General features: G+C 62.0%; 18 protein-coding genes and 4 pseudogenes. 9 read left to right on the top strand and 13 right to left on the bottom strand.

Features of this window, described 5'->3' with window-relative positions:
- Nucleotides 1–22: 22 nt before the first annotated feature.
- Nucleotides 23–370, top strand: coding sequence for a hypothetical protein (locus H9L14_RS03615; protein ID WP_187709258.1), 348 nt, complete (start codon nt 23–25; stop codon nt 368–370).
- 4 nt (nt 371–374) lie between these two features.
- Nucleotides 375–647: a hypothetical protein gene (locus tag H9L14_RS16890; protein WP_187709259.1), complete on the top strand. Its 273-nt coding sequence runs from the start codon at nt 375–377 to the stop codon at nt 645–647.
- Between the two features lie 95 nt (nt 648–742).
- Here H9L14_RS16890 and H9L14_RS03625 read toward each other — a convergent pair.
- From H9L14_RS03625 to H9L14_RS03645, 5 genes and pseudogenes are all read right to left on the bottom strand, one after another.
- Nucleotides 743–1,995, bottom strand: a pseudogene (locus H9L14_RS03625) (N-succinylarginine dihydrolase).
- A pseudogene (locus H9L14_RS03630) lies at nt 1,995–3,009 on the bottom strand (arginine N-succinyltransferase). The pseudogenes H9L14_RS03625 and H9L14_RS03630 overlap by 1 nt, the downstream one beginning before the upstream one ends.
- Nucleotides 3,006–4,154, bottom strand: coding sequence for a hydrolase (locus tag H9L14_RS03635; protein WP_187709260.1), 1,149 nt, complete (start codon nt 4,152–4,154; stop codon nt 3,006–3,008). Before H9L14_RS03635 ends, H9L14_RS03630 begins: the two are co-directional and overlap by 4 nt.
- A gap of 106 nt (nt 4,155–4,260) precedes the next feature.
- Nucleotides 4,261–5,706: a Ppx/GppA family phosphatase gene (locus H9L14_RS03640; protein WP_187709261.1), complete on the bottom strand. Its 1,446-nt coding sequence runs from the start codon at nt 5,704–5,706 to the stop codon at nt 4,261–4,263.
- Between the two features lie 5 nt (nt 5,707–5,711).
- Nucleotides 5,712–7,839, bottom strand: a pseudogene (locus H9L14_RS03645) (RNA degradosome polyphosphate kinase).
- A gap of 162 nt (nt 7,840–8,001) precedes the next feature.
- Between H9L14_RS03645 and H9L14_RS03650 the strand changes: the two are divergent.
- Both H9L14_RS03650 and H9L14_RS03655 read left to right on the top strand, forming a co-directional pair.
- A complete protein-coding gene (locus tag H9L14_RS03650; RefSeq protein ID WP_187709262.1) occupies nt 8,002–8,349 on the top strand; it encodes a hypothetical protein in 348 nt (115 codons plus the stop codon).
- A gap of 73 nt (nt 8,350–8,422) precedes the next feature.
- Nucleotides 8,423–8,569 (top strand): hypothetical protein, encoded by a 147-nt coding sequence (locus tag H9L14_RS03655; RefSeq protein WP_187710022.1) that lies wholly within the window; start codon nt 8,423–8,425, stop codon nt 8,567–8,569.
- 223 nt (nt 8,570–8,792) lie between these two features.
- On the opposite strand, the gene H9L14_RS03660 is transcribed toward H9L14_RS03655, so the two are convergent.
- Together H9L14_RS03660 and H9L14_RS03665 are read right to left on the bottom strand one after the other, a co-directional pair.
- A complete protein-coding gene (locus H9L14_RS03660; RefSeq protein WP_187709263.1) occupies nt 8,793–9,473 on the bottom strand; it encodes a formylglycine-generating enzyme family protein in 681 nt (226 codons plus the stop codon).
- A gap of 325 nt (nt 9,474–9,798) precedes the next feature.
- The gene (locus tag H9L14_RS03665) at nt 9,799–10,350 is read right to left on the bottom strand and encodes a DUF1003 domain-containing protein (RefSeq protein WP_187709264.1); all 552 of its coding nucleotides are present in this window, start codon (nt 10,348–10,350) and stop codon (nt 9,799–9,801) included.
- A gap of 408 nt (nt 10,351–10,758) precedes the next feature.
- Between H9L14_RS03665 and H9L14_RS03670 the strand changes: the two genes are divergently transcribed.
- From H9L14_RS03670 to H9L14_RS03680, 3 genes are all read left to right on the top strand, one after another.
- Nucleotides 10,759–11,406: an AcvB/VirJ family lysyl-phosphatidylglycerol hydrolase gene (locus H9L14_RS03670; protein WP_187709265.1), complete on the top strand. Its 648-nt coding sequence runs from the start codon at nt 10,759–10,761 to the stop codon at nt 11,404–11,406.
- Nucleotides 11,403–13,937 carry a bifunctional lysylphosphatidylglycerol flippase/synthetase MprF gene (gene mprF, locus H9L14_RS03675; RefSeq protein WP_187709266.1) on the top strand — a complete coding sequence of 845 codons (2,535 nt, stop codon included), beginning with the start codon at nt 11,403–11,405 and terminating at the stop codon, nt 13,935–13,937. The genes H9L14_RS03670 and mprF overlap by 4 nt, the downstream gene beginning before the upstream one ends.
- Nucleotides 13,938–14,734: 797 nt before the next feature.
- Nucleotides 14,735–15,292, top strand: a complete 558-nt coding sequence (locus tag H9L14_RS03680) for a hypothetical protein (protein WP_187709267.1) — start codon at nt 14,735–14,737, stop codon at nt 15,290–15,292.
- An 81-nt stretch (nt 15,293–15,373) separates the two neighbouring features.
- On the opposite strand, the gene H9L14_RS03685 is transcribed toward H9L14_RS03680, so the two are convergent.
- Nucleotides 15,374–16,093 carry a hypothetical protein gene (locus tag H9L14_RS03685; RefSeq protein WP_187709268.1) on the bottom strand — a complete coding sequence of 240 codons (720 nt, stop codon included), beginning with the start codon at nt 16,091–16,093 and terminating at the stop codon, nt 15,374–15,376.
- A gap of 228 nt (nt 16,094–16,321) precedes the next feature.
- Here H9L14_RS03685 and H9L14_RS03690 point away from each other — a divergent pair, with 228 nt between their 5' ends.
- A complete protein-coding gene (locus H9L14_RS03690; protein ID WP_187709269.1) occupies nt 16,322–16,915 on the top strand; it encodes an SOUL family heme-binding protein in 594 nt (197 codons plus the stop codon).
- Between the two features lie 57 nt (nt 16,916–16,972).
- On the opposite strand, the gene cysD is transcribed toward H9L14_RS03690, so the two are convergent.
- From cysD to H9L14_RS03715, 5 genes are read right to left on the bottom strand one after another with little or no spacing between them, the layout of a single operon-like run.
- The gene (gene cysD / locus H9L14_RS03695) at nt 16,973–17,875 is read right to left on the bottom strand and encodes a sulfate adenylyltransferase subunit CysD (protein WP_187709270.1); all 903 of its coding nucleotides are present in this window, start codon (nt 17,873–17,875) and stop codon (nt 16,973–16,975) included.
- Nucleotides 17,872–19,743: a putative inorganic carbon transporter subunit DabA gene (locus H9L14_RS03700; protein WP_281389421.1), complete on the bottom strand. Its 1,872-nt coding sequence runs from the start codon at nt 19,741–19,743 to the stop codon at nt 17,872–17,874. The genes cysD and H9L14_RS03700 overlap by 4 nt, the downstream gene beginning before the upstream one ends.
- A 46-nt stretch (nt 19,744–19,789) precedes the next feature.
- Nucleotides 19,790–20,392, bottom strand: a complete 603-nt coding sequence (locus H9L14_RS16485; protein WP_187709271.1) for a putative inorganic carbon transporter subunit DabA — start codon at nt 20,390–20,392, stop codon at nt 19,790–19,792.
- Between the two features lie 15 nt (nt 20,393–20,407).
- Complete coding sequence (locus H9L14_RS03710) at nt 20,408–21,205, bottom strand: proton-conducting transporter transmembrane domain-containing protein (protein ID WP_187709272.1); 798 nt, start codon at nt 21,203–21,205, stop codon at nt 20,408–20,410.
- 29 nt (nt 21,206–21,234) lie between these two features.
- A complete protein-coding gene (locus tag H9L14_RS03715; RefSeq protein ID WP_187709273.1) occupies nt 21,235–21,744 on the bottom strand; it encodes a hypothetical protein in 510 nt (169 codons plus the stop codon).
- A gap of 199 nt (nt 21,745–21,943) precedes the next feature.
- On the opposite strand from H9L14_RS03715, the pseudogene H9L14_RS03720 reads away from it, so the two are divergent.
- Nucleotides 21,944–22,692 (top strand): annotated as a pseudogene (locus tag H9L14_RS03720) (LysR substrate-binding domain-containing protein).
- Nucleotides 22,693–22,839 lie beyond the last annotated feature (147 nt).

The raw sequence follows: 22,839 nt of genomic DNA on the forward strand, positions 1-22,839 counted from the left end.
CGGGCGCGATTATATTGCCCGCGTGAACAGGCTTATCGCCCTGACGATTGCAGCTTGGGCCGCGGTGGCGCCAATGCCCGCCGTGGCCCAAGGTGCGTCTGGCTTCTCGGTCGTCAACGCGACCGGCCTCAACATGTCCGGCCTGACGATCAGGCGTTACGGCACTGAGGGGTGGAGGAACCTCGGCACCGCTCCGTCACCGGGCGGGCGGGGGACCATCAACTTCAAGGATCCCGATTGCGCGTTCGACATCCAGGCGACGCTTCAAGGTGTCGGCCCGGTCGTCTGGTCCGGCGTCAATCTCTGCGAAGTAAAAACCGTGATCCTGAACCGAAACGCGTCGGGCGCGATTTGGGTCGATTACGAATGAGCTGATGCCGCCGCCGCGCAACCGGCGGCGCGTGACGGCCAATCTTCAGGGCAGCAGGCGCAGGCGTCACCGAATCCAGAAGCTTTGCGCCGGCGATGAACACGACGCCCGTGCAGGCGATCGCCAGAAGCACGCCGCCGTTGCCCGGATAGAGTTCGAGATAATGGCGAGCCCGTTCAACAGCACCCACAGCGATTGCGTAGGTCACCAGCCAGGCTTCGGTACGGGTCTTGATCGTGAACAACCGACCAATTTTGCTGAGCATCGTCATCATTAACACCTGAACGAGTCAGGCGCAGTTTTGAGCCGTTCCCACCCTAATGAACAGGGTTACGATAGGGTTAAGAAGGGGATTCTGTCTCGTTTCGGGATTCAGGCGAGCTGGGTCAGATCGAGCCCTTCAAGAAGCGCCTTTCGAGCGGCTTCAACATCCTTGATGAGTGCTGGCTTCTGCAGGTCCGCTGTGTCGATTTCGACCGGCCAATTCCGGCGGACGACCTCGGAGAGCCGGTCCAGCTTGCCGTCGTCGACCATGAAGCGCGGATCGACGGTTTCAGGGTCCGCGACGACGCGGAGGCGCAGGCAGGCGGGCCGCCGCCGTTGGCCATCGACTGGCGCACGTCGACGACCTCGACGCGGCGGATCGGACCGTTGCTGGCGACATGCTTTTCCAGCCAGGCCCAGACGGTCGGAGTCTCGCGGGCCTCGGTCGGGACGACGAGGGTCATCTCGCCGTCGGGAGGCGACACCAGCTGCGCGTTGAAGAGGTAGGATGTGATCGCATCGCCGATCGGAACGTCGGCCGACGGCACTTCAACCAGCTCGAAGCCGGGGAGGCGCTTTTCGCAGAAAGCGAGCACCGCGTTGCGATCCGCGAACGCCAATTCGTGCGCGAACAGGACGTTCTCGTTGGCGACGGCGACAACGTCATTGTGGAAGGCGCCGGCGGCGATGGCCTCCTCGGACTGCTCGACGAACAATGTGCGATCCGGGTCGAGCCCGTGCAGCTGTGCAATGGCCTTCGAGGCTTGCAGATGCTGGCGGGCAGGGAAGGCTCCGCCAGTCACGCCGTAGACGAAAAGCTCCAGCCCCTGCTCGCCATGCTTCGACGTCAGCCGCATGTGATTGGCCGCGCCCTCGTCGCCGAACGCGGGCGGAACAGGGTCGTGAACCGCGAAATGCTTTCGGTCACCGAACGCGATGCGGAGCTGCGCAAGCGTGCCCGGCCATTCGTGGCTGCGGTGCGGCATGGTGCGAAGGTTCGCGACCGTCAGGTGCGTCTTGCCGTCGTTCGTGTCGGGTGCAGGGGAGACGGTCGCAGCGTTCGCGGCCCACATCGCCGACGCCGACATGGCGGCCGCCGCAAGCACCGGCTCGCATTCCTCGATTGTCGTCCCGAGCGCCGAGAGCCAATCGCGGTTCGGCCGTGAAAGCGGGACGAAGATCCCCTGCGCAAGCCCGAGCGCAAGGTTGGCGCGCATCTTGTCGAGGCCCTGCAGCGCAGCAGCGCGCGGCTGAGAAATCTGGCCTGCATTCTTCGTCGAGGCGAGGTTGCCGAAGCTCAGCCCCGCATAATTGTGCGAGGGGCCGATGATCCCGTCGAAATTGATCTCGCGCAGGGCCATCAGCGCTTCACGGCGAGGACCGTGTCCCCTTCCTTGACGCCGAGCAGTTCGGCGGCCTCGGGATCGATGCAGAGACCCTTGCGGCCAGCGCGACGCGTCGATGCGAGGCAGGCCCTGAAGTCCTTGAGCCGGCCGAGTGCGAGGAGCATCTTCGTCTTCCCGCCCGGCGCGATCTCCTCGATCGTCTCTTCGTCGGATTCCTCGATGGTCCGGATGTCGTCGGTGTGCGCGGTGACCGTCGGGCCGCCATCGAAGATGTCGATATAGCGGTCGAAGACGAAATTCTCTTCCTCGAGCATGCGCAGGGCCGCCCGGCCGGTCGGATGCGGAAGGCCCATCACCGCCCGCGCCTGCTCGCTCAGAAGCGACACGTAGATCGGCGTCTTCGGCATCAAATCGGCGATGAATTGAGTCCCGTGCACCGCATTGAACTCGTCGGCCTCCGGAAAGGTCATGTCGAAGAAGCGGCCGGCGAGACCATCCCAGAACGGCGAATTGCCGCCCTCGTCCATGACCCGCGAAGCTCGGCGAGCACGCGATCGCCGAAGCGCGCGCGATGCTGCTTGATGAAGAGGTAGCGGCTTCGCGCGATCAGCGATCCCCAGCCGCCTGCACGCGCCTGCGGATGGAGGAACAGGCCGCCGACTTCCGATGACCCTTCGAGGTCGGTCGTCAGGGTCAGCATCTGGTTACGGAACGTCTTGCCCAGCTCGGGCTGGTCTGGGTCAGGGTGCTCACATGATAGGAATAGAAGGCCTGCCGGACCCCGACCTGTCCGAACACCTGGCAGGTGCCCCGGATGATCTTGGCCTTGGGGTCTTCAAGGACGAAGACGTAGAGGTCGTCCGACTGGATGTCCTCGGTTCGGGAGAAGCTTTCCTCCGACCGCGCGAGCTTCTCGACCAGGGTCGCGCGGTCGGGCGGAAGGTTGGTGAAGCCGCCGCCGGTCAGTTTCGCCATTTCGTAGATTGCCCCGAAATCGTCGGGGGTTGCGGGACGAACGCGGAACGTCATGTCGCGCCTCCGGCAAGCCGCAGGATGGTGAGCGCCGACAAGGCCGCGCGCTCCTTCAGGCTTTCGACGATCAGAAATTCCTCCATGCTGTGGATCTTGCCACCGCGCACGCCCATTGTGTCCACCACGGGCACGCCGCACGCGGCGATGTTGTTGCCGTCGCAAACGCCGCCGGTCGATTGCCAGCCGATGGCCTGGCCGAGGTCGGAACCGGCCTGCTTCACCAGGCCGAACAAAGCCTCCGCTTCGGGAGTCATCGGCTTCGGCGGACGGGCGAACCCGCCATGAATGTGGATTTGAACCTCGCGCTCGCTCGAAACGAGAGCGATCGCCTCGTCGATCATTGCCTGGGCGATGCGCTGAAGTTCCGGCGTCGCGGGACGCATGTTCACGCGCAGGATGGCGATATCGGGGACGACGTTCGACGGCGACCCGCCGTCGATCCGTGCCGGGTTTACCGACAGACCCGGTTGGCGCATCGCCTCGAACAGCAAAGCGAGATGCGCAGCGGCGGTCAGGGCGTTGCGGCCATCCTCGGGATTGCGGCCGGCATGGGCGGAGCGACCGTGAATGGTGATTGCAAAATTGCCGCTGCCCGGCCGTGCGCCGGCGAGTGTACCGTCGGGCAAAGCGGATGGCTCGTAAGTCAGCGCTGCCTTCTTGCCGCGCGCTGCCTCCGCAATCAGCGGAGCCGATCCGAGCGAGCCGACTTCCTCATCGCTGTTGATGATGACTTCGTAGCCGAGGTTGGTCGCGCCACTTGTTTCAATCGCCTTCAGCGCCGCGAGCATGACCGCAATGCCGCCCTTCATGTCGGCTGTGCCGGGTCCGTTGATAACCCCTTCGTCGAGCCAGCGCGTTTCCTGGAACGCGTGATCAACCCCAAACACCGTGTCCATGTGCCCGGTGAACAGCAGCTGGACCGGAGCTTCGGGCCGCACTTTCAGGTGCAGGTTGCGGCCATGGGCGATGGCGATCGTCTTGCCCGCCGCGTCCACCGCGTCGACCGGGGCGGGATCGACAAGCACCGCGCTTCCAGGAAGGGCCGAGAAGGCATCGCCGAGCAGGCTTGCCATCCGCGCAAGCCCGTCGAGATTGCGCGAGCCGCTGTTGACTGCGGACCATGCAAGGACTTGCTCGAGCATCGGCTCGGCGGATGCTCGTCCAACGGCCTGTTGCTCAGTGGAAGTAAGCGCCCCATGCGGGAGGCTCCTAGCGGGAGGCACGCGCGAACGCCACACCACTTACCGGTCAGATGAACGCCGCGACCTCCGCCTTCCGATCGAGGGCGTCGGCAAGCCGCTGGAGCCGCCGGCGGACAGCATCGCCCGCGAGCGATTCCTCGCGGTGCGGTACGCATAATGTGACGGCGGTCCTGCTGAGGTTGAGGCTGGTCTTTTCCAGTACCGAGGCAACGCCGCCACTGATCCGCTGGCCGAGCCGCATCGCCAGCCCCCAGCAGTGCGCGCGCTCCAGTTGCTCGGGCTTGCAGAGCTGCGTCAGGCGCGAGTCTGGCAGGCGTTCACGCCCAAAGTTCGACGACAGAGCCTGCGCCATGATCACCCGGCCCGGCGCATCGACCGCGGTCCAGTCGCCGTGGAGCGCCATTTCGACGCCGCGGTCAGCCCGGAACATCGGCGCGGCCTGCCATGCGACGTCGGCGAGCAGGCATGATGCGAGGTTCAGTCGCTTTAGCTTAGGCGGATCGTCGAACAGAGGTGAGATCCATTCGTGGAGTAGGCCTCCGTGCTCGCCGAAGCGACGCTCGCCGCCGCCCGCATCGCGAGCGGCCTCGACCAGTGGATCGAGCTGCCGCATTTTCTCATCGAGCTGCGAGTAGAGCAGCCCTTCACGCAGCCCGAATGCCGAAACGATCAACTCGCTCGGCTCCAGCGTCCTGACGATCTGCTCAAGCAACATGGCCGCAACCGGAGCGCTTGCGAGACGTGCGCTCGAAAGGCCGCCCTCGAAAATGGTTGCGAGATCCGCCAGCTTGCGAAGCTCCGCCGCGCGCTCGGGCTTCATTCGATAATGGTGCATCGCTGGCAGTGGAAAATCGGTCGTGATCATGTCCATCTTCGCGAGCGCACGCCACGAGCCGCCGACCATGTAGAAGGGCTTGTCACGGGCTGACTTCAGGAGCCCGGCGTCCTTGATTCCCCGTCGAAGGACGTCCCGCGCGGCCTGCTCGCCGGACTTGCCGAGCCCGACGCGCAGCACGCCAAGCGGAAGCGATGTCGCGTGGCCCGTTTCGCCATCGCCGACTTCCGTCAGCTCAAGGCTGCCGCCGCCGAGGTCTCCGACCACTCCGCTGGCACCGGGGAAGGCGGACAATACGCCCAAGCCGGAATAGCGCGCCTCGTCGAGCGCGCTGACGATCTCGCATTTGAGGCCGAGCTTCTCGACCTCGCGCACGAAGTCCGGACCGTTCCCGGCGTCGCGAACGGCCGCGGTGGCGACCACGCGAGCGTCCTTCACGCCCATGTGCCGAAGCAGGAGCTTGTACCGGCTCAGCGCCGCGAGCGCCTTTCGCTCGCTGTCGTCGGAGAGATTTCCGTCGTCGCGAAGGCCCGCGCCCAGTCCCGCCATCACCTTCTCGTTGAAGATCGGTGTGGGGGCGCGCTGCCGCCCGGAATAGACGACAAGTCGCACGGAGTTCGAACCGATATCGACAACTGCGACGGGCTTGCGCGCCAAGGCCGCTACCGGCCCCGCTGGAAGCGCAGCTTCGGAACCTTGCGGCCTTTCTTCAGCGCCTGCCCGCGGCCGGACAGCGACGGGTTGCTCATGAAATATTCGTGCAGGTTGAAGGCCTCGTTCGGCTTGGGCCGCAAGCGCTCGTAGGATCCGTCGGGCAGACATCGCCAGCTCTGCTCATTGTCGATGAGGTTGGCGACCATCACCTGGTCGAGCAGCTGGGCGTGGACGGTCGGGTTCTCGATGGGGAGCATATATTCGATCCGCCGGTCCAAATTGCGTGGCATCCAGTCCGCCGAGCTGATGTAGACCCGCGCTTGCGGGTGCGGCAGCTCGTGCCCGTTTGCAAAGCACCACATGCGCGCATGTTCCAGAAAGCGCCCGACGATCGACTTCACGAAGATGTTTTCCGACATTCCGGGAACGCCCGGGCGAAGGCAGCAGATGCCGCGGACGACAAGGTCGATCTTCACCCGGCGCGGCTCGCGTCGTAAAGCTTGTCGATGAGCATCGGGTCGACGAGGGCGTTCAACTTCGCCCAGATGCCGTTCGGTTTCCCGGCCCTGGCGGCGGCGATCTCGGCATCGATCAGCTTCAGCAGCTCAGCTCGCATTCCCTGTGGCGAGATGACGAGCTGACGCAGGTTCTTCGGCTCGAGATAACCAGTGATGTAATTGAACAGCTTGGCGGCATCGCGGCCAAGCTTGGGGTCCGCCGTGAAATAGCTGACGTCCGTGTAGATGCGAGCGGTGACCGGATGATAATTGCCGTCCCGAAGTGGCAGTAGGTGCGATAGCCCTTGGTTTCGCGCCTCACGACCATCGACACCTTGGCGTGGGTCTTCCAGTCGATGAAGCCGTAGACGACCTGCACCCCGGCGCGTTCCAGCGCATTGGCCCACATGAGGTTCTGCTCTTCGTCGAACCGCGCCTTGAGCTCGACGACGGCGGTGACGGCCTTGCCGGATTCGGCAGCGTCGATCAGCGCCTTGATGATCGCCGACTGCTTGCCTGCCCGGTAGAGCGTCTGCTTGATCGCGACGACGTCCGGGTCTGCGGCCGCCTGCCGAACGAACTCCACCACGACCTCGAAGCTCTCGTAGGGGTGGTGGACGAGAATGTCCTTCTCGCGGATCGCGGCGAAGCAGTCGCCGCCATGCTCGCGGATGCGCTCGGGGAAGCGCGGATCGAACGGCGTGAACTTGAGGTCGGGGCGGTCCTCTTCGACGATCGCCGCGAGGTCGGTCATTCCGATGAAGCCGCGCGTCTCGGAGATGATCGCGGTTCCTGCATCGAGACCTTCCTTGACGAAGCGCACCAGCCCGTCCGGCATGTCCGGCTCGATCTCCAGCCGGACGACGCGGCCGCGACGGCGGCGCTTGATGGCGGTGCGGAAATATCGAACCAAGTCTTCCGCCTCTTCCTCGACCTCGATGTCGCTGTCGCGGATGACCCGGAACGCGCCGCCGCGAAGCAGCTCATACTTCGGGAACAGATATTCGGTCTTCCGCCGGATCAGCGTCTCCAGCGCGATGTAGCGCGCTTCGTGGCCGGGGATGCGGATGAAGCGGGGGACCGCGACCGGAAGCATCAGCAGCTCGCGCATATGCGCTTTCCCCCGCTTCAGCTCGAAGATCAGCGAAAAGCCCTTGTTCGGGATGAACGGGAAGGGGTGCGCAGGGTCGATCGCCTGCGGCGTCAGCAACGGGAAGATCTGCTCGCGGAAATGCTGATCGAGCCAGTCCTCTGCCTTCTTGTCGAGCGGTTCGTCGCCGATCACGACGACCTTCGACCTCGCGAGTGCCGCCTGGAGGGTGCGCCATACCTCTTCCTGGTCGTCGAGCAGCCGGTCGGCCTCTTTCTCGATCGCGGCCAGCTGCTGGCCCGGCGTCAGCCCGTCGGCGGAATGTTCTTCGACCCCGAGAGCCTGGTGCGCCTTGAGGCCCGCGACACGGACCATGAAGAATTCGTCGAGGTTGCTCGCCGAGATCGACAGGAAGCGCAGTCGCTCCAGCAACGGATAGTTGGCGTTGCACGATTCCTCGAGGACCCGGCGGTTGAACGCCAGCCAGCTCAGTTCCCGGTTGAAATAGACCGGTTCCGACATTGCAGGTTCTGCCGCAGCAACGGGCATTTCCGTCGGCGCCGTGGAAGCCATTCGCCTCTCGCGTTTAACTGCCGGCATATGTTGGTATTAACAGGCCGGGCGGTGGATGTCGCTGAACTGAAACAGAGTGACATTACAAACGTGTGACGACGGTGTGAAAATAGGCGTGCGTCAGAAGGAGAAGCAACCGTGGCCAAGGACAAGGACGACAAGAAGAAGTCGAAGTCGAAAAAGAAAAAGGCCGACGGCAAGGCGAAGGTCGCGAAGGTCCTGAAGGGCGCGAAGAAGATCGCCCAGAACCCCATGGCTGCGGAAATTGTTGCCGCGACTCTGGTCGCAGCAGCCGCCGCGCTTCGGAATCCGAAGAGGGCCCAGGCCCTCGCCGTCGAGGCCGCCGACGACCTCAAGAAAGCCGCAAAGACCGGGGTGGATGGCGGAGCGCTCTGGCAGCTTGCGCTTGATGTCGCGCGGCGAAGCATCGACGCAATCGGCGTGGAGGCTGACGAGCCGAAGAAGGGCGGCGCAAAGAAGAAATAGCGACGCCGTCTGACCGAGCTTATGGACTCCCCAGTGTGTTATCACTATAATACACTTTGAAAGGAGCAATTCGATGCTCGAGAACCCGGTAGCGAAACGGACGGCGATTGCAGCGGCCATCGGCGCAGTCGTGGCCATCCCGCTTCCATTCATCGGCCCGATTCTCGGCGCCATCGTCGGCGGCGGGATCGGCTATTTCACGGCGGACAAAAAGGCGTGATCCGACTGGTTCGGTAAATTCCTAATGTCCGCTTTGGGTGAAAAGCGGACATTGAGGCACTATTAGCGAACGTCTCGTGCAAGACGGAACCCGACCCCGCCGCTACGGTAGGCATTCAGGGCGGGCCCTGGTCCTGGCGGCGGAGCAAAGCTTCGTGCGGCTGAACGGATCCAGCGGACCTGCTGCGCCCAATCGCCTCCCCTCAAAACCCTGTGAGCACAGGTCAGCTTGCCGTTGAGATCCGCCAAATCCCCGTGGCCTCAATGTGCTCCGAGTTGACGTAAGCCGAGCCATCTATTGGCGTTTGCGCGTAATTGGGAGCGAAGCAATCCTCGACCCATTGCATGACGTTCCCATGCATGTCGTGGAGCCCGAAGGCGTTAGCGGGAAAGGCACCGACGGGCGAGGTATTGACCCACTTGTCCCTTCCGCTCGCCAGACCGCCGCAACATTCCTCAGTACCGTGGTTGGCAAATTCATGGCTAGCACCGGCCTTCCAGGGATAGGAAGTAGTGATCCCTGCGCGGGAGGCATATTCCCACTCGGCTTCGGAGAGCAGTCGGTAACGCTTGCCCGATCTGCGGCTTATCCAGCGTGCATAATCCTTGGCATCCTGCCAGCTGACGCAAACTACGGGATCTCGATCGGTCTGCGAGAACCCGACGTCATTCCAAGAGGCTTTCTTCTCGCCGTCTGGGCCCTCTTTGCCCGTCCACTGGCACCCGAGCGGCGTCGCGCGCCGTGTAGCCCGTACGAACGCAGCCCATTCGGAACGAGTCACGTGGAACTTGCCTGCGGCGAAGCTGCGCACCCTTACCGCGTGACGCGGCTGTTCGAGAGCGTCGGCGGCCGGGTCCGAAGCCGCAGAGCCCATCATGAACTTGCCACCTGGAATAACCACCATCTCGGGGCAGCCAGAGCAATCGCGAAAGCTACTCGGCTGTGTCGAGGCCCTAGCGGACGCGGCAGGAGCGCAGGCAAAGGCGCTCCATCCCGCCACGGCGCTGATCACCAGACTTCTTGTGAACATGCGCTACCTCCGGCCGGATACTGTGCAGTACCACTGCCTGGCTGGCGTGACCATCTTGGGAGCGTGACTGCTCATGTGCGCAAGATGCAGACAAGTGCCCGCAAACAGACGGGAGCAAACCCAGCACAGCTAATGTCCGCAATGGGTCGGAAGCAGACCTAAAAGACGCTAAGGGTCCTGAATGGGTGGGCGGACGACCTCAGGACACTGGCTCCTGTGTGTCTTTGAGGGCTTCCAGCACCGCATCCGGGTCGGCAGGTGCAGAGAGAGCGTCAGCATGCTGATCCGATCGGTTGGGCATGCTCGGGTCATCGCGGCGCAGCTCTTCTAAAAGTCCAATAATCTTCGCGGATTTTTGCTCGCTGAGGATCGAAAGCTCCAAGGTGAGTTGGTCGCGTAGTCCGGCCAACTTGTCCTCTCGGCGCTGGGTCGTGAGGATGAGGACCGTCATATATAAAGCCGTGAGCGTCACGGCGCCCTGCAGCCAGAAGAACGGAGGTTCATCTAGCGGCCTTCGCCCAGCGTCAATCAACCCAAGATTGATCCCAATCCACCCGAGGACCAACAGTGTCAGCAGTGCCAAGAACGCCGGCTGCCCGGCACGCCGGGTGAGTTGCTCGATCAGACGCTGTAGGCGCGTAGCATCCGCCTCATGCGTGGCGTGGAAGCGAGCAACCGCTTGGATCGTATCCTCGACGTGAGCCGGAACGGCCTGGCTCACCTCAGGTGCTGATTGGGTATCGTGTGTCACTGATTAATCCTCCAAGGTTTCACGGCAACAACGATCCAGTTGGTCAGAATCGCGCTTTTTTAATGGCTTGCAGGATCACTGCCGGGTGAGTCTTAGCCAATCACGTCGTTCAGAGCGAAAGCAGGCCTAAGTCGCCAATGTCCGGAATGAGTTGAAAGTTGACGCTACGCTTATGGCAACGCTGGGTGGAAAGCGGACACTGCCAGCGAGGAGGCCCTTCAGAGGAGGCGAGGAACTCCACGCAATACTCGAGGACCGACGTGATATACATACTGAGCTATGCGCCGCTCATCGCCTTCCATGCGAATTGTGGTGCCATCATCGAACGATGAGGCAGCTGTGCGTCGAGAACGCTTCCGAGCCGCAGGATTGGCTGCGTTGCTGATTGTGCTCTGCAGCGCAGGTTTGTTGCTCGTTCTCTTCAATACGCATCACATCGGTTTCGAGGACCGCGTCACGCAGAGGCGCGAGCGAGAGGCTGCAGTCTTTTTTTCCGGCGACGCCGGTTTCCTGGGCGAAGGAAGAAGTGTCGCCGGAGTGTTCGAGAGCTTCGGGCTCCCGGTATATGGCGTCTCTTCCCTGGCGGAATTCAGGGAACGGCAAAGCGTCTCAGAAACTGCTCAGATCGTGAACGATGCGGTTCGTGCCGCCAAACGGAGGTACGGCGCTGACCGCATTCTGCTGGTCGGTCACAGTTTCGGGGCGGACGCGGTCGGAGTTGCCGTGCCGCAACTCGCACCGGACGTTCGGAACTCACTTACGGCCGTCGCACTGATCGTGCCAAGTCAGCCCATCTACCTGAGAGCCGACCCCACGGGAATTTCATACCGAGGACCACCCGACGCCGAGCTCGATCCGCTGTGGTCCGTTAGATGGGTTCCGATTACCTGCATCAAGGGTGAGCAAGAAACGGATAGCGCCTGTCCCGCCCGGCCCGCTCCTAACGTCCGGGTCATCACGCTTCCCGGTGGGCATGCACTGCATCATGATATGAGCCGGCTCGCGACGGCACTGGAGGAGGGGCTTGGAAGCGCCGCAGTGAGACCTGTGCCTTGAGCAGCGCCGCACCGAAGCTCGCGCCCCCACGACTGACGTTGCAGGTCGGCGCCTTGATACTTGCTTCGGTGATCGCGCTTCTCGCGTTCGAAGTGATCGATCACATGGCGCGGGACCTGCACCCGGCTGAGCTCCGCCACGCAATAGGCGCAATTGGGCCGTGGCGCGTGGCCGCGGCGTTGATGCTCACCTGCGCCAGCTACGTGACGCTGAGCTTTTATGACGCTTTCGCCTTCAGGCTTCTCAAGCGCAATCTAAGTTGGCGGCAGACGCGCTTCGCCGCCTTCTCCAGCTATGCCATTAGCAACAATCTGGGACTCGCGCTGATTACCGGAGGCTCTGCCCGCTACGCGCACTACAGCCGCTTCGGGCTCACCCCGAGCGAGATCACACGCGTTGTTCTGCTCTGCTCCGGAGCTTTCTGGACGGCGCTTTTGCTACTCTGCAGCCTGGTTCTATTAACGGGGCCACCGGGGCACAGAGCCCCTTTACCGGCGCCCTTGGACGTCAGACTCCAGACGGTTGCCCTGGCCATGCTGTTCGTGCTGGTCGCGACATGGTGCCTGGCATTCGGTGTGAAGCGCGTGCGGCGGTGTCTCCTCGGCACTGGCGAAATTGACCACGCGGCACTGATCGCACTTCAAACTGTCGCTATTGTTGACGTACTCTTCGCTGCGGGTGCCTTGTTCATCCTCGTCGCTGGTGACAGCGCGGACCTGCAACAGCTGGCTCTGGCCTATGCTCTCGCGATCGTCGCCGGCGTCGCGTCCCATGTTCCAGGCGGCATGGGTGTTTTCGAAGCATCCTTCCTTTTGCTGGCGGGGGGGCAACAGGCGAAGTTGTTCGCGGCGGTTCTGCTCTACCGCCTCATTTACTACCTTCTGCCGCTCACGGTCGCTCTGATCATTCAGGGTGCCCGATGGGTCCCGCGCATTGCTCCGACCACGCAGGCTTCAGCCACCGCCGTAGCGCGTCTCGGACGCACGTCGATTCCGGCATTAGCAGCGGCTTTCACCGCCTTCGCAGGTATCGTACTGCTTCTATCTGCTGCCACGCCTGCCGTCCCCCATCGCCTCGTCTTCGTCGAGCGCTTCATCCCGCCTTTGCTCGTGGAGACGTCGCACTTTCTAATCAGCCTGCTCGGCACAGTGCTGCTTCTGCTGGGCCCGGCATTGTTCGCTCGCCTTCGAAGTGCGCTGATACTCGCGACCGGCCTCTTGGTCGCCGGCGCGCTCCTCTGCTTCACCAAGGGCATCGACTATGAGGAGGGCATCGTCCTCGTCATCGTTGCAGCCTTCCTGCAGATGAACGCTGGTAGCTTTTACCGGAGCGCAGGTATCGGCACTGCCCCGCTCGGAGCACTATGGTGGGGGGTGGTGCTCTCCGCCGTCGCCATTGTGGGAGTGACTTTATTCGCCACGCAATTGCGTGGTGTGGCTGGACTCACCTGGTGGTCATTTGAATTCGGTCACGAAGCATCGCGGTCTTTGAGAGGCCTGCTTGCCGCAACAATCCTGCTCGGCGCTGTCGGCTTGCGGCAGCTTCTTACGATACCCGCACCCGGCGGGTCCGGACCGTTGCTTCCGGACAAAGTGCTCGAACGCTCATTATCCGGGGCGGAGCGCACCGATGGCATGCTCGCTCTCACTGGGGACAAGCAGTTCCTGGTTGCTCCGGAGCAGGACGCATTTCTGATGTACCGGGTGCAACGGCGCACTTGGGTCGTCATGGGTGACCCAGTCGGCCCTAAGGAGAGGTGGGCGGACCTGGCCTGGCGGCTGAGGGAGAGCGCCGACCGTGAAGCGGGCCTCGTGTGTTTCTACGAGATCTCCGACCGCATGCTTCCGATCATCGTTGATCTTGGCTTGGTCCCCATCAAGTATGGCGAGGAAGCTCTGATCGACACGCGGTGCGCTCCCCGTTTCTCGCGCTCCGTTCGCTCCTCGATTCACAGGGCCGAACGGGAAGGTCTCGAGTTCGCAGTCCTCCCGGCAGCCGAGCTCGATCATTGGTTTCCTGTTCTCAAGGACGTGTCGGACGACTGGCTCAGTCAGAAGCACACTGATGAGAAGACCTTCAGCTTGGGCAGGTTCGACACGGATTACCTTCGCCACTTCGACTGTGCTGTCGTGCGCAAGGACGACAACGTGGTTGCCTTCGCGAATCTGTGGACTTTGCCCAACCATCGGGAAGCTTCGATCGACCTAATGCGCCGCCGTCATGATGCGCCCGCGGGAACGATGGAGTTCCTGATCGCCAAGTGCATCATGCTGGCGGCCGAGCAGGGTTTCGAGAGATTCAGCTTGGGAGTGGCGCCTCTCGCGGGCTTGGCTAATCGGCCCTTGGCGCCTCGCTGGGCGCGGCTGGGCTCTACGGTCTATCGGCACGGGCAGCGCCTCTACAGCTTCAAGGGCCTTCGTGAGTTCAAGCAGAAATTCCGGCCGCAGTGGGAAGGCCGGTACGTCGGAACGCTCGGCGGGTGGCGCGGATGGCTATCGCTCCTCGACACCGCGCGGCTGATTGGCGACTGAGGGCTGCAAGTTGCGGCGAAAATGAACCCGTTTTCATCCGCGTTCCAGCGCCGCGCCAGAATGAAAAGCGCATAGGCTGCACCGGCGATTGGTCCAACAAGGAGTTTTCGAAATGAGACAGCTTCTAATTCCTGCAGCGGCGCTGGCCTTGCTCGCGAGTCCTGCTGCCGCAGCCTGGGCGGGACAGCCCGCAACCGCTTCACATGAGAAAGCCGCCTCAACCAGCAAGACGCCGTCGGCCAAGATGGGCCGGGCCGAGTCTCAGTGCCTTAAGAATGCGCGCTCGAAGTACGAGGCGGGCTCGACGCGGAACCGTGCCGAGGCAAAGTGCAGGCAGGGCTCGCATATGAAGCACCGCAAAGCTGCACGGCCAACCGAACCGGCTAAGCAAAAGGGCTGATCTGTTGGTCCTGCACCCGCGGCTTTAATGGCGGTTAGGGCGGCCTGCTACTTCGGCAGGCCGCTCTTCCTTCTGGGAAGATTGGGGTGAAGTCTCGCAACTGACCACCCCTGGATCTCGTAAGGGCTGAACGTCGCCACGAACGATGTTGGTATCATCGCCCCTCTTGGGCGGACGATTCCGATCACGGTGCTCGTGGCAGATGCAACAGCGTCATCGGAGGAGTCGGCAAAAGTCATTTCGGAGATCGCGCGAGCGGCAACAGAGCATTTCCACGAATGCCCTTTCAGTCATAAACTGCTTTGGGTGGAAAACAGACGGTTGAACTGTGCGCTGATCCTTAACCCTTGCGCGCCTAGAGCCCCTCCACCTTCACGCGTACTCAGGGGTTTGTGAGATGAATGGTCGGATACTCGGCGTGTGTGCGCTGCTAAGCGCCGGTGCCGCGCGGGCGGAACCAGTCAGCGAAACTTATGCGACCGTCGGTGAGTGGGAAATTACAGCGGGAAACCACGGAGCATGCGTGATGCAGCGCTCTTATCTACTCAAAGACAACGGTGACCAGCAAACACTCGTCGTCTTCTACGATGCGCAAAAGAAAGGCGCCGTGCTCGGATGGGGCACCCGCAAACCAAAGCTTCCGCCCCTCAGTGACTCGCTCGACTTCGACCTCTCTTTTAGCCGGAAAGGATCGTCGCTGAACGAGACGTGGGGAAGCCAGCCATTTCAAATCGAAAAGGTCGGCGATGAATACAGATATAGCCATGTCTTTAAGGGCTCTGCAGACAGCGACCGCTTTCTTCGCGATCTCGGTTCCAGCGAGATGCTGGCGTTATGGCTGGGGCCAACCGTGATGATGGCCCGCTATCTTAACGCATCAGAGGCGGTCGAGAAGCTGCGCGAATGCTCGTCCAAAGTCGTGGGATTAGATACCAGCGCTCGCTTGCAAAAATAGCCGCTCCTGAAGTCAGCTCGGAGGTGACAGCGGACGCTCGCCTAATGGCAACTTTGGGTCGAAAACAGACATTCGGAAGCTTCAGCTCTTGGCGGCACCGCTGCCGGAATCGATCGCCCTTTTCGGAACAAAGATGGACTCGCACAGATCGATCTCGGCGAGGAATTCCTTTGTCAGATTGTCGGGTTGGACTGGGCTGATTCCCAGTTCGTCGGCGATCTTCTTCGAAACAGGCATGTTCCCTGCCCAGGTTCGATCTACCGAATATGCCATCGCCAGATTGCGGTAGATCGCCCGTCGGTCGTCAATCGACACCGGCCCGGCGAGTTCGTAGCCCTTGATAGCGAGCCATGCCTCGCCCTCCTCCTCTAGGCGCTTTGAATTGCCGTCGAGCTCGTCGTAGAACTCGGCATATTTCTGGCGGGCCTTCGCCGGCACATAGGCGAAGATGGTTCCATCCCGAGAGTCCCAGGCGCTGCGATAGGGCGCCATGGTTGGGGCTCCGTAGACGCTGATTTGCGGCAATTCTTGACCGTCCTGCGCCTTTCGAACCCAGTTCAGCAGTTCCTTGATACGCCGCATATTGCAGGCGCTTCCCCGGCTTCGAACGTCGTAGACGAACAGGTTCAGGCCGATCTCGTGATCGATGGTCCGCCTGAACTCGCGGACTTCGGCACGCATTTGCAAATTCTCGGCAAGCTGCTGCGCGCCCAGCGCCAGCAAGACGCCAAGCACGATAACGCCAACCTCACCCGCGAAAACGCGCCAGCCTTTCAACGGACGTGGAAGACGAATGCGCATGCGCTCGGGCCCTCAAGCGTTGCGGCAGCGTAACAGAAGCGTTTGTGGTCGCAATGGATTGAAAGGGATCTTCGCTAATGTCCGCAATGGGTCGAAGGCAGACTTTAGACACCGTACTGTTTTTGGGGACGGAACGCAGGCTCCACGAAGCCTTCTCCACCTTTATAAGTATTGCACGGCTGCAATGTCGCACCCATCTCGATCTCGCCAGCAAAGTGGAACTTGACAGTGAATCCTCTCAGTAAGGTCATAACAGGGACTGCGGCGGCCGCACTCGCTGGCGGAATTGGCTACTATCTGTATGAGCGGAACACGGAGCAGCCGAGCTTTCAACTCATCCTGAAGGATGGGCGCTTTGAAATCCGGGATTATCCGAAACTCCTGGTTGCGGAGACGGTGTCGCGCGGCTCCCGAAATGGCGCCCTCAAAAACGGTTTTCAGAAGCTCGCCGCTTATATCTTCGCGAAGTCGCGGGGCGGCGACAAAATCCCGATGACTGCGCCGGTGGTACAGGATCGTGAAAAGATTCCAATGACCGCTCCTGTCATGCAGGATGAAGCAGGCCAAGACGGTTGGCGGACGCGGTTCATCATGCCCGCAAGTCACCACCGTGAAACGCTGCCACAGCCGCCAGAAGGCGTGACAATCAGCGAGTTACCGTCCCGCAGAGTGGCGGTCATCCGCTTCAGCGGCCGTGCCGACGATAATGCGGTCGCCCAGATGGAATCTACCTTGAGAAAGTGGATGTCATCGCGCGCCCTTCGCGCAAGCGCGCCCGCCGAGTACGCCTTCTATAATTCGCCCTTCATCCCGGGCCTCTAAGGCGCAACGAAGTACTCATTCCCATCGAGCTGGCTGAAGCTCACAAGTAGCCATCGATTAGAAGTAGCCTTCCGCTTTCTTCCGCTCCATTGCTGCCGCCTCCTCGTGGTCGATCAGGCGGCCGGCACGCTCAGAGGTTCTGTCGATCAAGGTCTCCGCAATGATCTGTTCCACGGTCATAGCCGGACTTTCGATCGCCGCGGTCAGAGGATAGCAACCGAGCGTCCTAAACCGAATCTTGCGAGCACGCGGCGTTTCGCCAGGCTCGAGACGCATGCGATTGTCGTCGGCCAGGATAATGCTCCCTCCACGCTCGACGGTCCGGCGCTCCTGGCTGAAGTAAAGCGGTACGATCGGGATTCTCTCCCTGTGGATGTAGAGCCAGACGTCAAGTTCGGTCCAATTGGACAATGGATAAACGCGGATCGATTCGCCTCTCGCCTTCCTGGCATTAAGAACGTTCCAGATCTCGGGCCTCTGGCGTTTCGGATCCCAGCGATGTGTGGCTGTGCGGAGTGAGAAAATGCGCTCCTTGGCTCGGGCCTTCTCCTCGTCTCTGCGAGCTCCGCCGAACGCCGCGTCGAAGCCGTACCGGTCGATCGCGCGTTTCAGCGGCTGGGTAAGCATGTTGTCGACATAGATGGATGTCGGCGTATCGAACGGGTTGATTCCCCGCTCAGCAGCCTCGTTGCTCGACTCTACGAGCAGTTCCAGCCCATGCGCGGCCGCCATCCGGTCGCGGTGCGCGAGCAGGTCGCGGAAGTCCCAACCCGATGCGATGTGCAAGAATGGAAACGGCGGACGTGCCGGGTAGAATGCTTTCAGCGCGAGCTGGAGCAGTACCGAGCTATCCTTGCCAACCGAGTAGAGCAGAACGGGTCGTTGCGCCTCGGCGACCACTTCACGAAAGATGTAAATGGACTCTGCCTCGAGCCGATTGAGATGGCTTAGCGCGTTCACGCGTCGACTAGTCGCGCACCGAGGGTTTCGCCTTCCTGTTCCTCGATTTTCAGGCCCGGTTTCGCGAACTCTTTGACTGTGCGCCAGCAGCGAAATCGCCCTGTGTTCGGTTCGACTGCGATGAGCTGCACCCAACCATTGCCGAACAGGCGCTGGAGGATGGCGTTGCGATCGATGATCTCCTCCAACCGGTCGAGCGGCGCCTCGACGATGGTCAGCAGCCTCTGCGGGACATGATAAGGTACGCCCTGATCATCGTAGAGCGATTGCCGCGGCAGCCCAACCCGAAGATCGCCGCCATTGCCCTGCACGACGCCAATCCCACCTAGGACGTTGTGGGTGATCTTATCGCCTGCCCCGAACCGGCTATTGTCGACGGTGGAGAAAAGATATTGGCAATTGATCCATTGAGCCACGATCATTGGCGCGGTGAGGATGACCTCGAGTGCAGCTCCAGTGGGGTCGCTCGCCCAGTTGTAGCTGTGCAGGAACACCCGTCCCTCAAGATTTGCGTCTTTGGTCAGTTCTCTCGGCCCGACGATGAACGCGGCATTGCCTGCCAGGCCCCACTCGGGACGGACCTCGCCCCAATGCTGGGATCCGACGAGCAGGTCGCGAGCGGAGCGACCAAGCCTTTGGCCGCGTTCTTCCCGGCACCGGTCGCCGGCGGTTGAAAGGTCTGCCTTGAGGTTGGCCAGATCCTGCTCGTGGGTCGCGGGAATGAGCTGCGTATCGAAGACTCTCACGAAGTCGCGCGTCGTGTCGTGCTCGGCTCCAACGAATACGGTGTCAGCCGGGATTTCGACGGAGTCTTCCGCCAAAGCTTTGCGGACGTCCGCATCGTTCAAGATTGCCGCTAGCAGCCGTGCGTTTTCGCCGCCCCGATGTCCGCCGCAGGCCCCGCAGTCCAGGGCGCTCGCAAACGGGTTGTTCACGGCGTGACTTCCGTGACCGACCAAGACGACAAGCCGAGCCAGGTTTGTTCCGAGGCCAGTCATCGAGAAGAGCGACCGAGCATAGTCGACCTGGTCGGAAAGAGGGATCCTGCTTCGGTCTGGCGCGAAGCAACTCTCATCACGCCCGCTCAGCGATTTCAGGGAGGGACCGACGCAGCTTTCGACCATCCGCGCGGCTGCAAGCGGCCCGGTCGCCTCGGCAGCGGCGAAGGATGTTCCGATCCCATTCTTGATCGCGTCGAAGATGCGCTGTGCAGAGGATCGTCTGAGCTTTTTCGCCCATGATTTCCGGGCTCTGGTTTCCTGCCCAACTGCAGGCCCTTTGACGACCGCGTGCGCGGGCCTGAGGAGGACTGGGAGCAGATTCCGGCTGGAGGCCCCATCGGCAGACGTCAGCGATATTGGAAGACCGAAAAACCCGGCGTAGCCCAGCGTCTCGTAGGTGCCCTGGCTTTCGATGGCACGACGGAAAGGTTCCGAACGAACGTCGATACAAAAGACGAGCTGCGCCGTCGGCCGGCCATCGGCAGGCGAAGTGCTGGCGCTGCCGCGGATACGCTGGACGATAGAGCCTCGAAACGTGCGCTCTGCCGCCTCCATGAACATGAGACCCAAGTCGTCCTCATGGAGAGATCCAATTTCCCGCAGTGCGCAGCGGCCTTCCGCATGCAGGCTCCGCTGGTCCGCGCCGATGTCGAAATGGCCCAAGAGTTCCTCGGTTGCATCGACATGAAGCTCGTCCGCCCGCCAAGTCCAGCGATCGGGTGCGCTGCGCAGAACGAAAGTCCACAAGGCAAGTAGATCCGCCGCGGAAGCAGGCGCATCCTCGACCAGGTCTCGACCCGCGTACTCATTCCGCCAACGAATGTGGCCAGCCCAGCCAGGGAGGCGTGCGACCAGTTTCTTCAGCACGGCGCCCCATTGATGAAAGGGGATGCCGAGTTCGCGCAGACCGGCTTCAATCTCGCGGAGGGGTCTTCAGCAAACTCACCCGGGGAGATGCGTCGGTGACGATCTCCGCAAGGCGCCTATCGGCTGACAGAAGCGGGATAACGGCTCGATAGAGACCCGCGCGACGGCCGGGCATCAGAGAACCTGAGGTCTGGGAGAAGAAGGCGCCGCACCATTTGGCGATCAGCGCGTCGGCGGGAGCGAAGCGGTCCTCGTCCTCAAATTGCGAGCGCGGCTCGATGTCCAGCAGCCGAGCCAATAGCAGGTCAAGTTTCGAGACATTGGGACCGATCAGGGCGAACGCTTGTTCGAGTCCGCCGAGCCGCGTGATGGCAACATCACGTAGCGCGGAGCGGTCGATCCGCCCGTTCTCGACCAGTTGACGCCAAGAGTTGAGCGGTAGCGTCGCTCGCGCATTGAACGTCCGCGCCGCATCCTTCACGGCCTCAGCAAAGGGGCGATCCTCAAACGAGCACAGAGGATTGACCGCAATTGCGGATTGAAGCGGCCATAGTGGCGGGACGATCCGCCCAGCTTCTTCGACCAGCCTGGCGACATCGGGCGCGGCAGCTAAATGCTGGAAATTGCCTGCGGGGATCGGTTTGTTCATGATAGGGTCTCCGTTTTACCGGGCGTGAAGCACGCCCGCGTTCAGCAGGACGAGGTAGAGAGGTCGGGGAAGGCCACGGGCGGCGAAGCGTTGCTGGACAATCCAGCCGATCGCGATGACCGCCGCGATGGCGATCGGAACGGCGATGGGCATCTGGTGCGATGCAGGCCCCTCCAGGCGGCTATCAAGTGTCTCCGCTACCAGCAGGCTCATTCCGAGCAGAGGGACCACCAAGGCGATCGCCACCCATCGCGTTTTGCCGGCGGCTAAAATCGCCACGGCGAGCGTCATCAGTGCAAGGAACATGCCCACGAGGCTGACCTGCTCGAGCGGGGTAACGAGATACATCACCGTAGCGGCGGCCGAGGCGCCGAGCAGCACGAGCACTGCGGTTCTGGCACTGAACTCAGCGCGGTCGCGCCGCACAGGCAGGCCGATCGTGGAACCCGCGTTGAGGAAGAGCCACGATTTGAACAAAGCGTGGCCGATAATGTGCCAGAGCGCCGCGCCGTATGCGCCGAGGCCGCAAGAGAGCACCAGGAAGCCCATTTGCGCGACGGTCGATCCGGCAAGCACTCCCTTCACGTCGGCTCGGACGAGCATGATGCCCGTCCCGTAAATGGCCGCGAGCAGTCCGGCTGCGATTGCGGCGAACTGAGCGATCGGCGTCGCCTGAAGCACGTCACCAAAGCGAATAAGCAGGAAGCCGCCAGCGTTGACGAACCCGCCGTGCATGAGTGCGGAAACCGGCGTTGGAGCCGACATCGAACCAAGCAGCCATCCGGAGAACGGGGGCAGAGCCGAGCGCGCCATGGCGGCAATCAGGATCAGCAGGCTCGCGGTTATGGCGATTTGCGGGTTGCCCCCGCCGCTGCTGCAGCCACGCCCAGCTCAAGCGAACCGGAATTCCAGTAAAGCAGCGCGAGTGCCCCAAGGAGCGCGACGTTCGAAACAGCGAATGCAACATTACATCTACGACGCGCCTGCATCGCTTCACTGCAGCCCGCGACATGCCCCACGAGATTGGCGAGAACGGCACCGCTGACCAACCAGGCTAATGCGAACGCGATGATGTTCGGTGCCCAGGCGAGCACAAGCAACGTTGCTACGAAGCATGCCACGAGAAGCGCGTAGCGGGATTGATGGGCGTCAGCTCTCATGTGTCGCTCTGAGAACTGCAGAACCACCGTGCTGATGAACAGCGTCAGCGCAGACATCGAGAGTGCAAGGATGTCGACGGCCTGGCCCGCCGCAGCCACGCCGGCGAAGGCGAATGAGCCCAGGATCAGAGCGGCAAAGCTGACTCGCGATGCGACCGTCAGCCAATCGATGCGGGTGATGAACTGGATCATGCGACAGCAGGTCGCTCAGAAGTTACAATTGAACAAACGAGTTATTGCAATGCCAATGATTGATGACGTAAATGATGCTGATGCTCGCGAGGAACTTGGATCTCGATCTCCTGCGCTGTTTCAGTATCATCGTTGAGGAGGGGGATTTACGCGCGCTGGCGTTCGGCTAGGGCGGACACAATCGACTATTAGCCTCCAAGTGAAGCGCCTCGAGGAACAGGTTGGACGAACCCTGTTCGAGCGAAGCCCAAGGTTGCTGAAGTTGACGCCTGACGGCGAGCGGCTGCTCGGTCCTGCCCGCGAGCTTCTCCGGCTTCATGACCAGACGATTGCCAATCTTCTCGAGCCGGAAGTTGCCGGAACCGTCACGCTGGGCGTTCCAGAGGATTTTGCCACCGCACATTTGCCCAACGTCCTCCAGCAATTCGCCGAAGCGCATCCTTTGATCGAGCTCGAGGTGACTTGCGACCTTACCCTGAACCTCCTCGACCGGTTCAAAGGGGCGGCTTCGATCTCGTTCTCGTGAAGCGCGAACCCGCTGCGCCGATCGAAGGCGTGCGCGTGTGGCGCGAAGCGCTCCTGTGGGTGGCCAGGGAAGGCTACCGCGTCCGTGACGGAGAGGTGATCCCATTGGTCGTCTCGCCCGAGCCGTGCGTATATCGCAAACGCGCGACCATGGCGCTGGATGCGGTCGGGCGGCCTTGGCGGATTGCCTACACATCCACCAGTCTCGGAGGTGCTCAGGCCGCGGTCAAAGCAGGGTTGGGCGTGACGGTATTACCGAGGGAGATGATCCCAAAGTCGTTGATTGCCGTGCCGGCCGACGCGGGCCTGCCGGAGCTCTATGAAACGGAAGTTGCCCTACTCAATCGGCCGAACATCTCATCGCCCGCGCGTAGGCTAGCGGAGCATATTCAGGACGCCTTAGAACGCGAGCGTCGCCAGTAGCGCTCAAGGCCGAACGGGAGAAAGAATGCCTGACAGTGGATTGCCAGTCCGAAAATGTATGAGACGAGGCGGGCAGTTTATGTCTGTTTTGGGTCGAAAGCGGACGTCCCTTTCGGGTGGAAAGCCGCCACTAACTCCTTATGCAGC

This window comes from Sphingomonas sediminicola, assembly GCF_014489515.1.
Taxonomy (GTDB): Bacteria; Pseudomonadota; Alphaproteobacteria; order Sphingomonadales; family Sphingomonadaceae; genus Sphingomicrobium; species Sphingomicrobium sediminicola.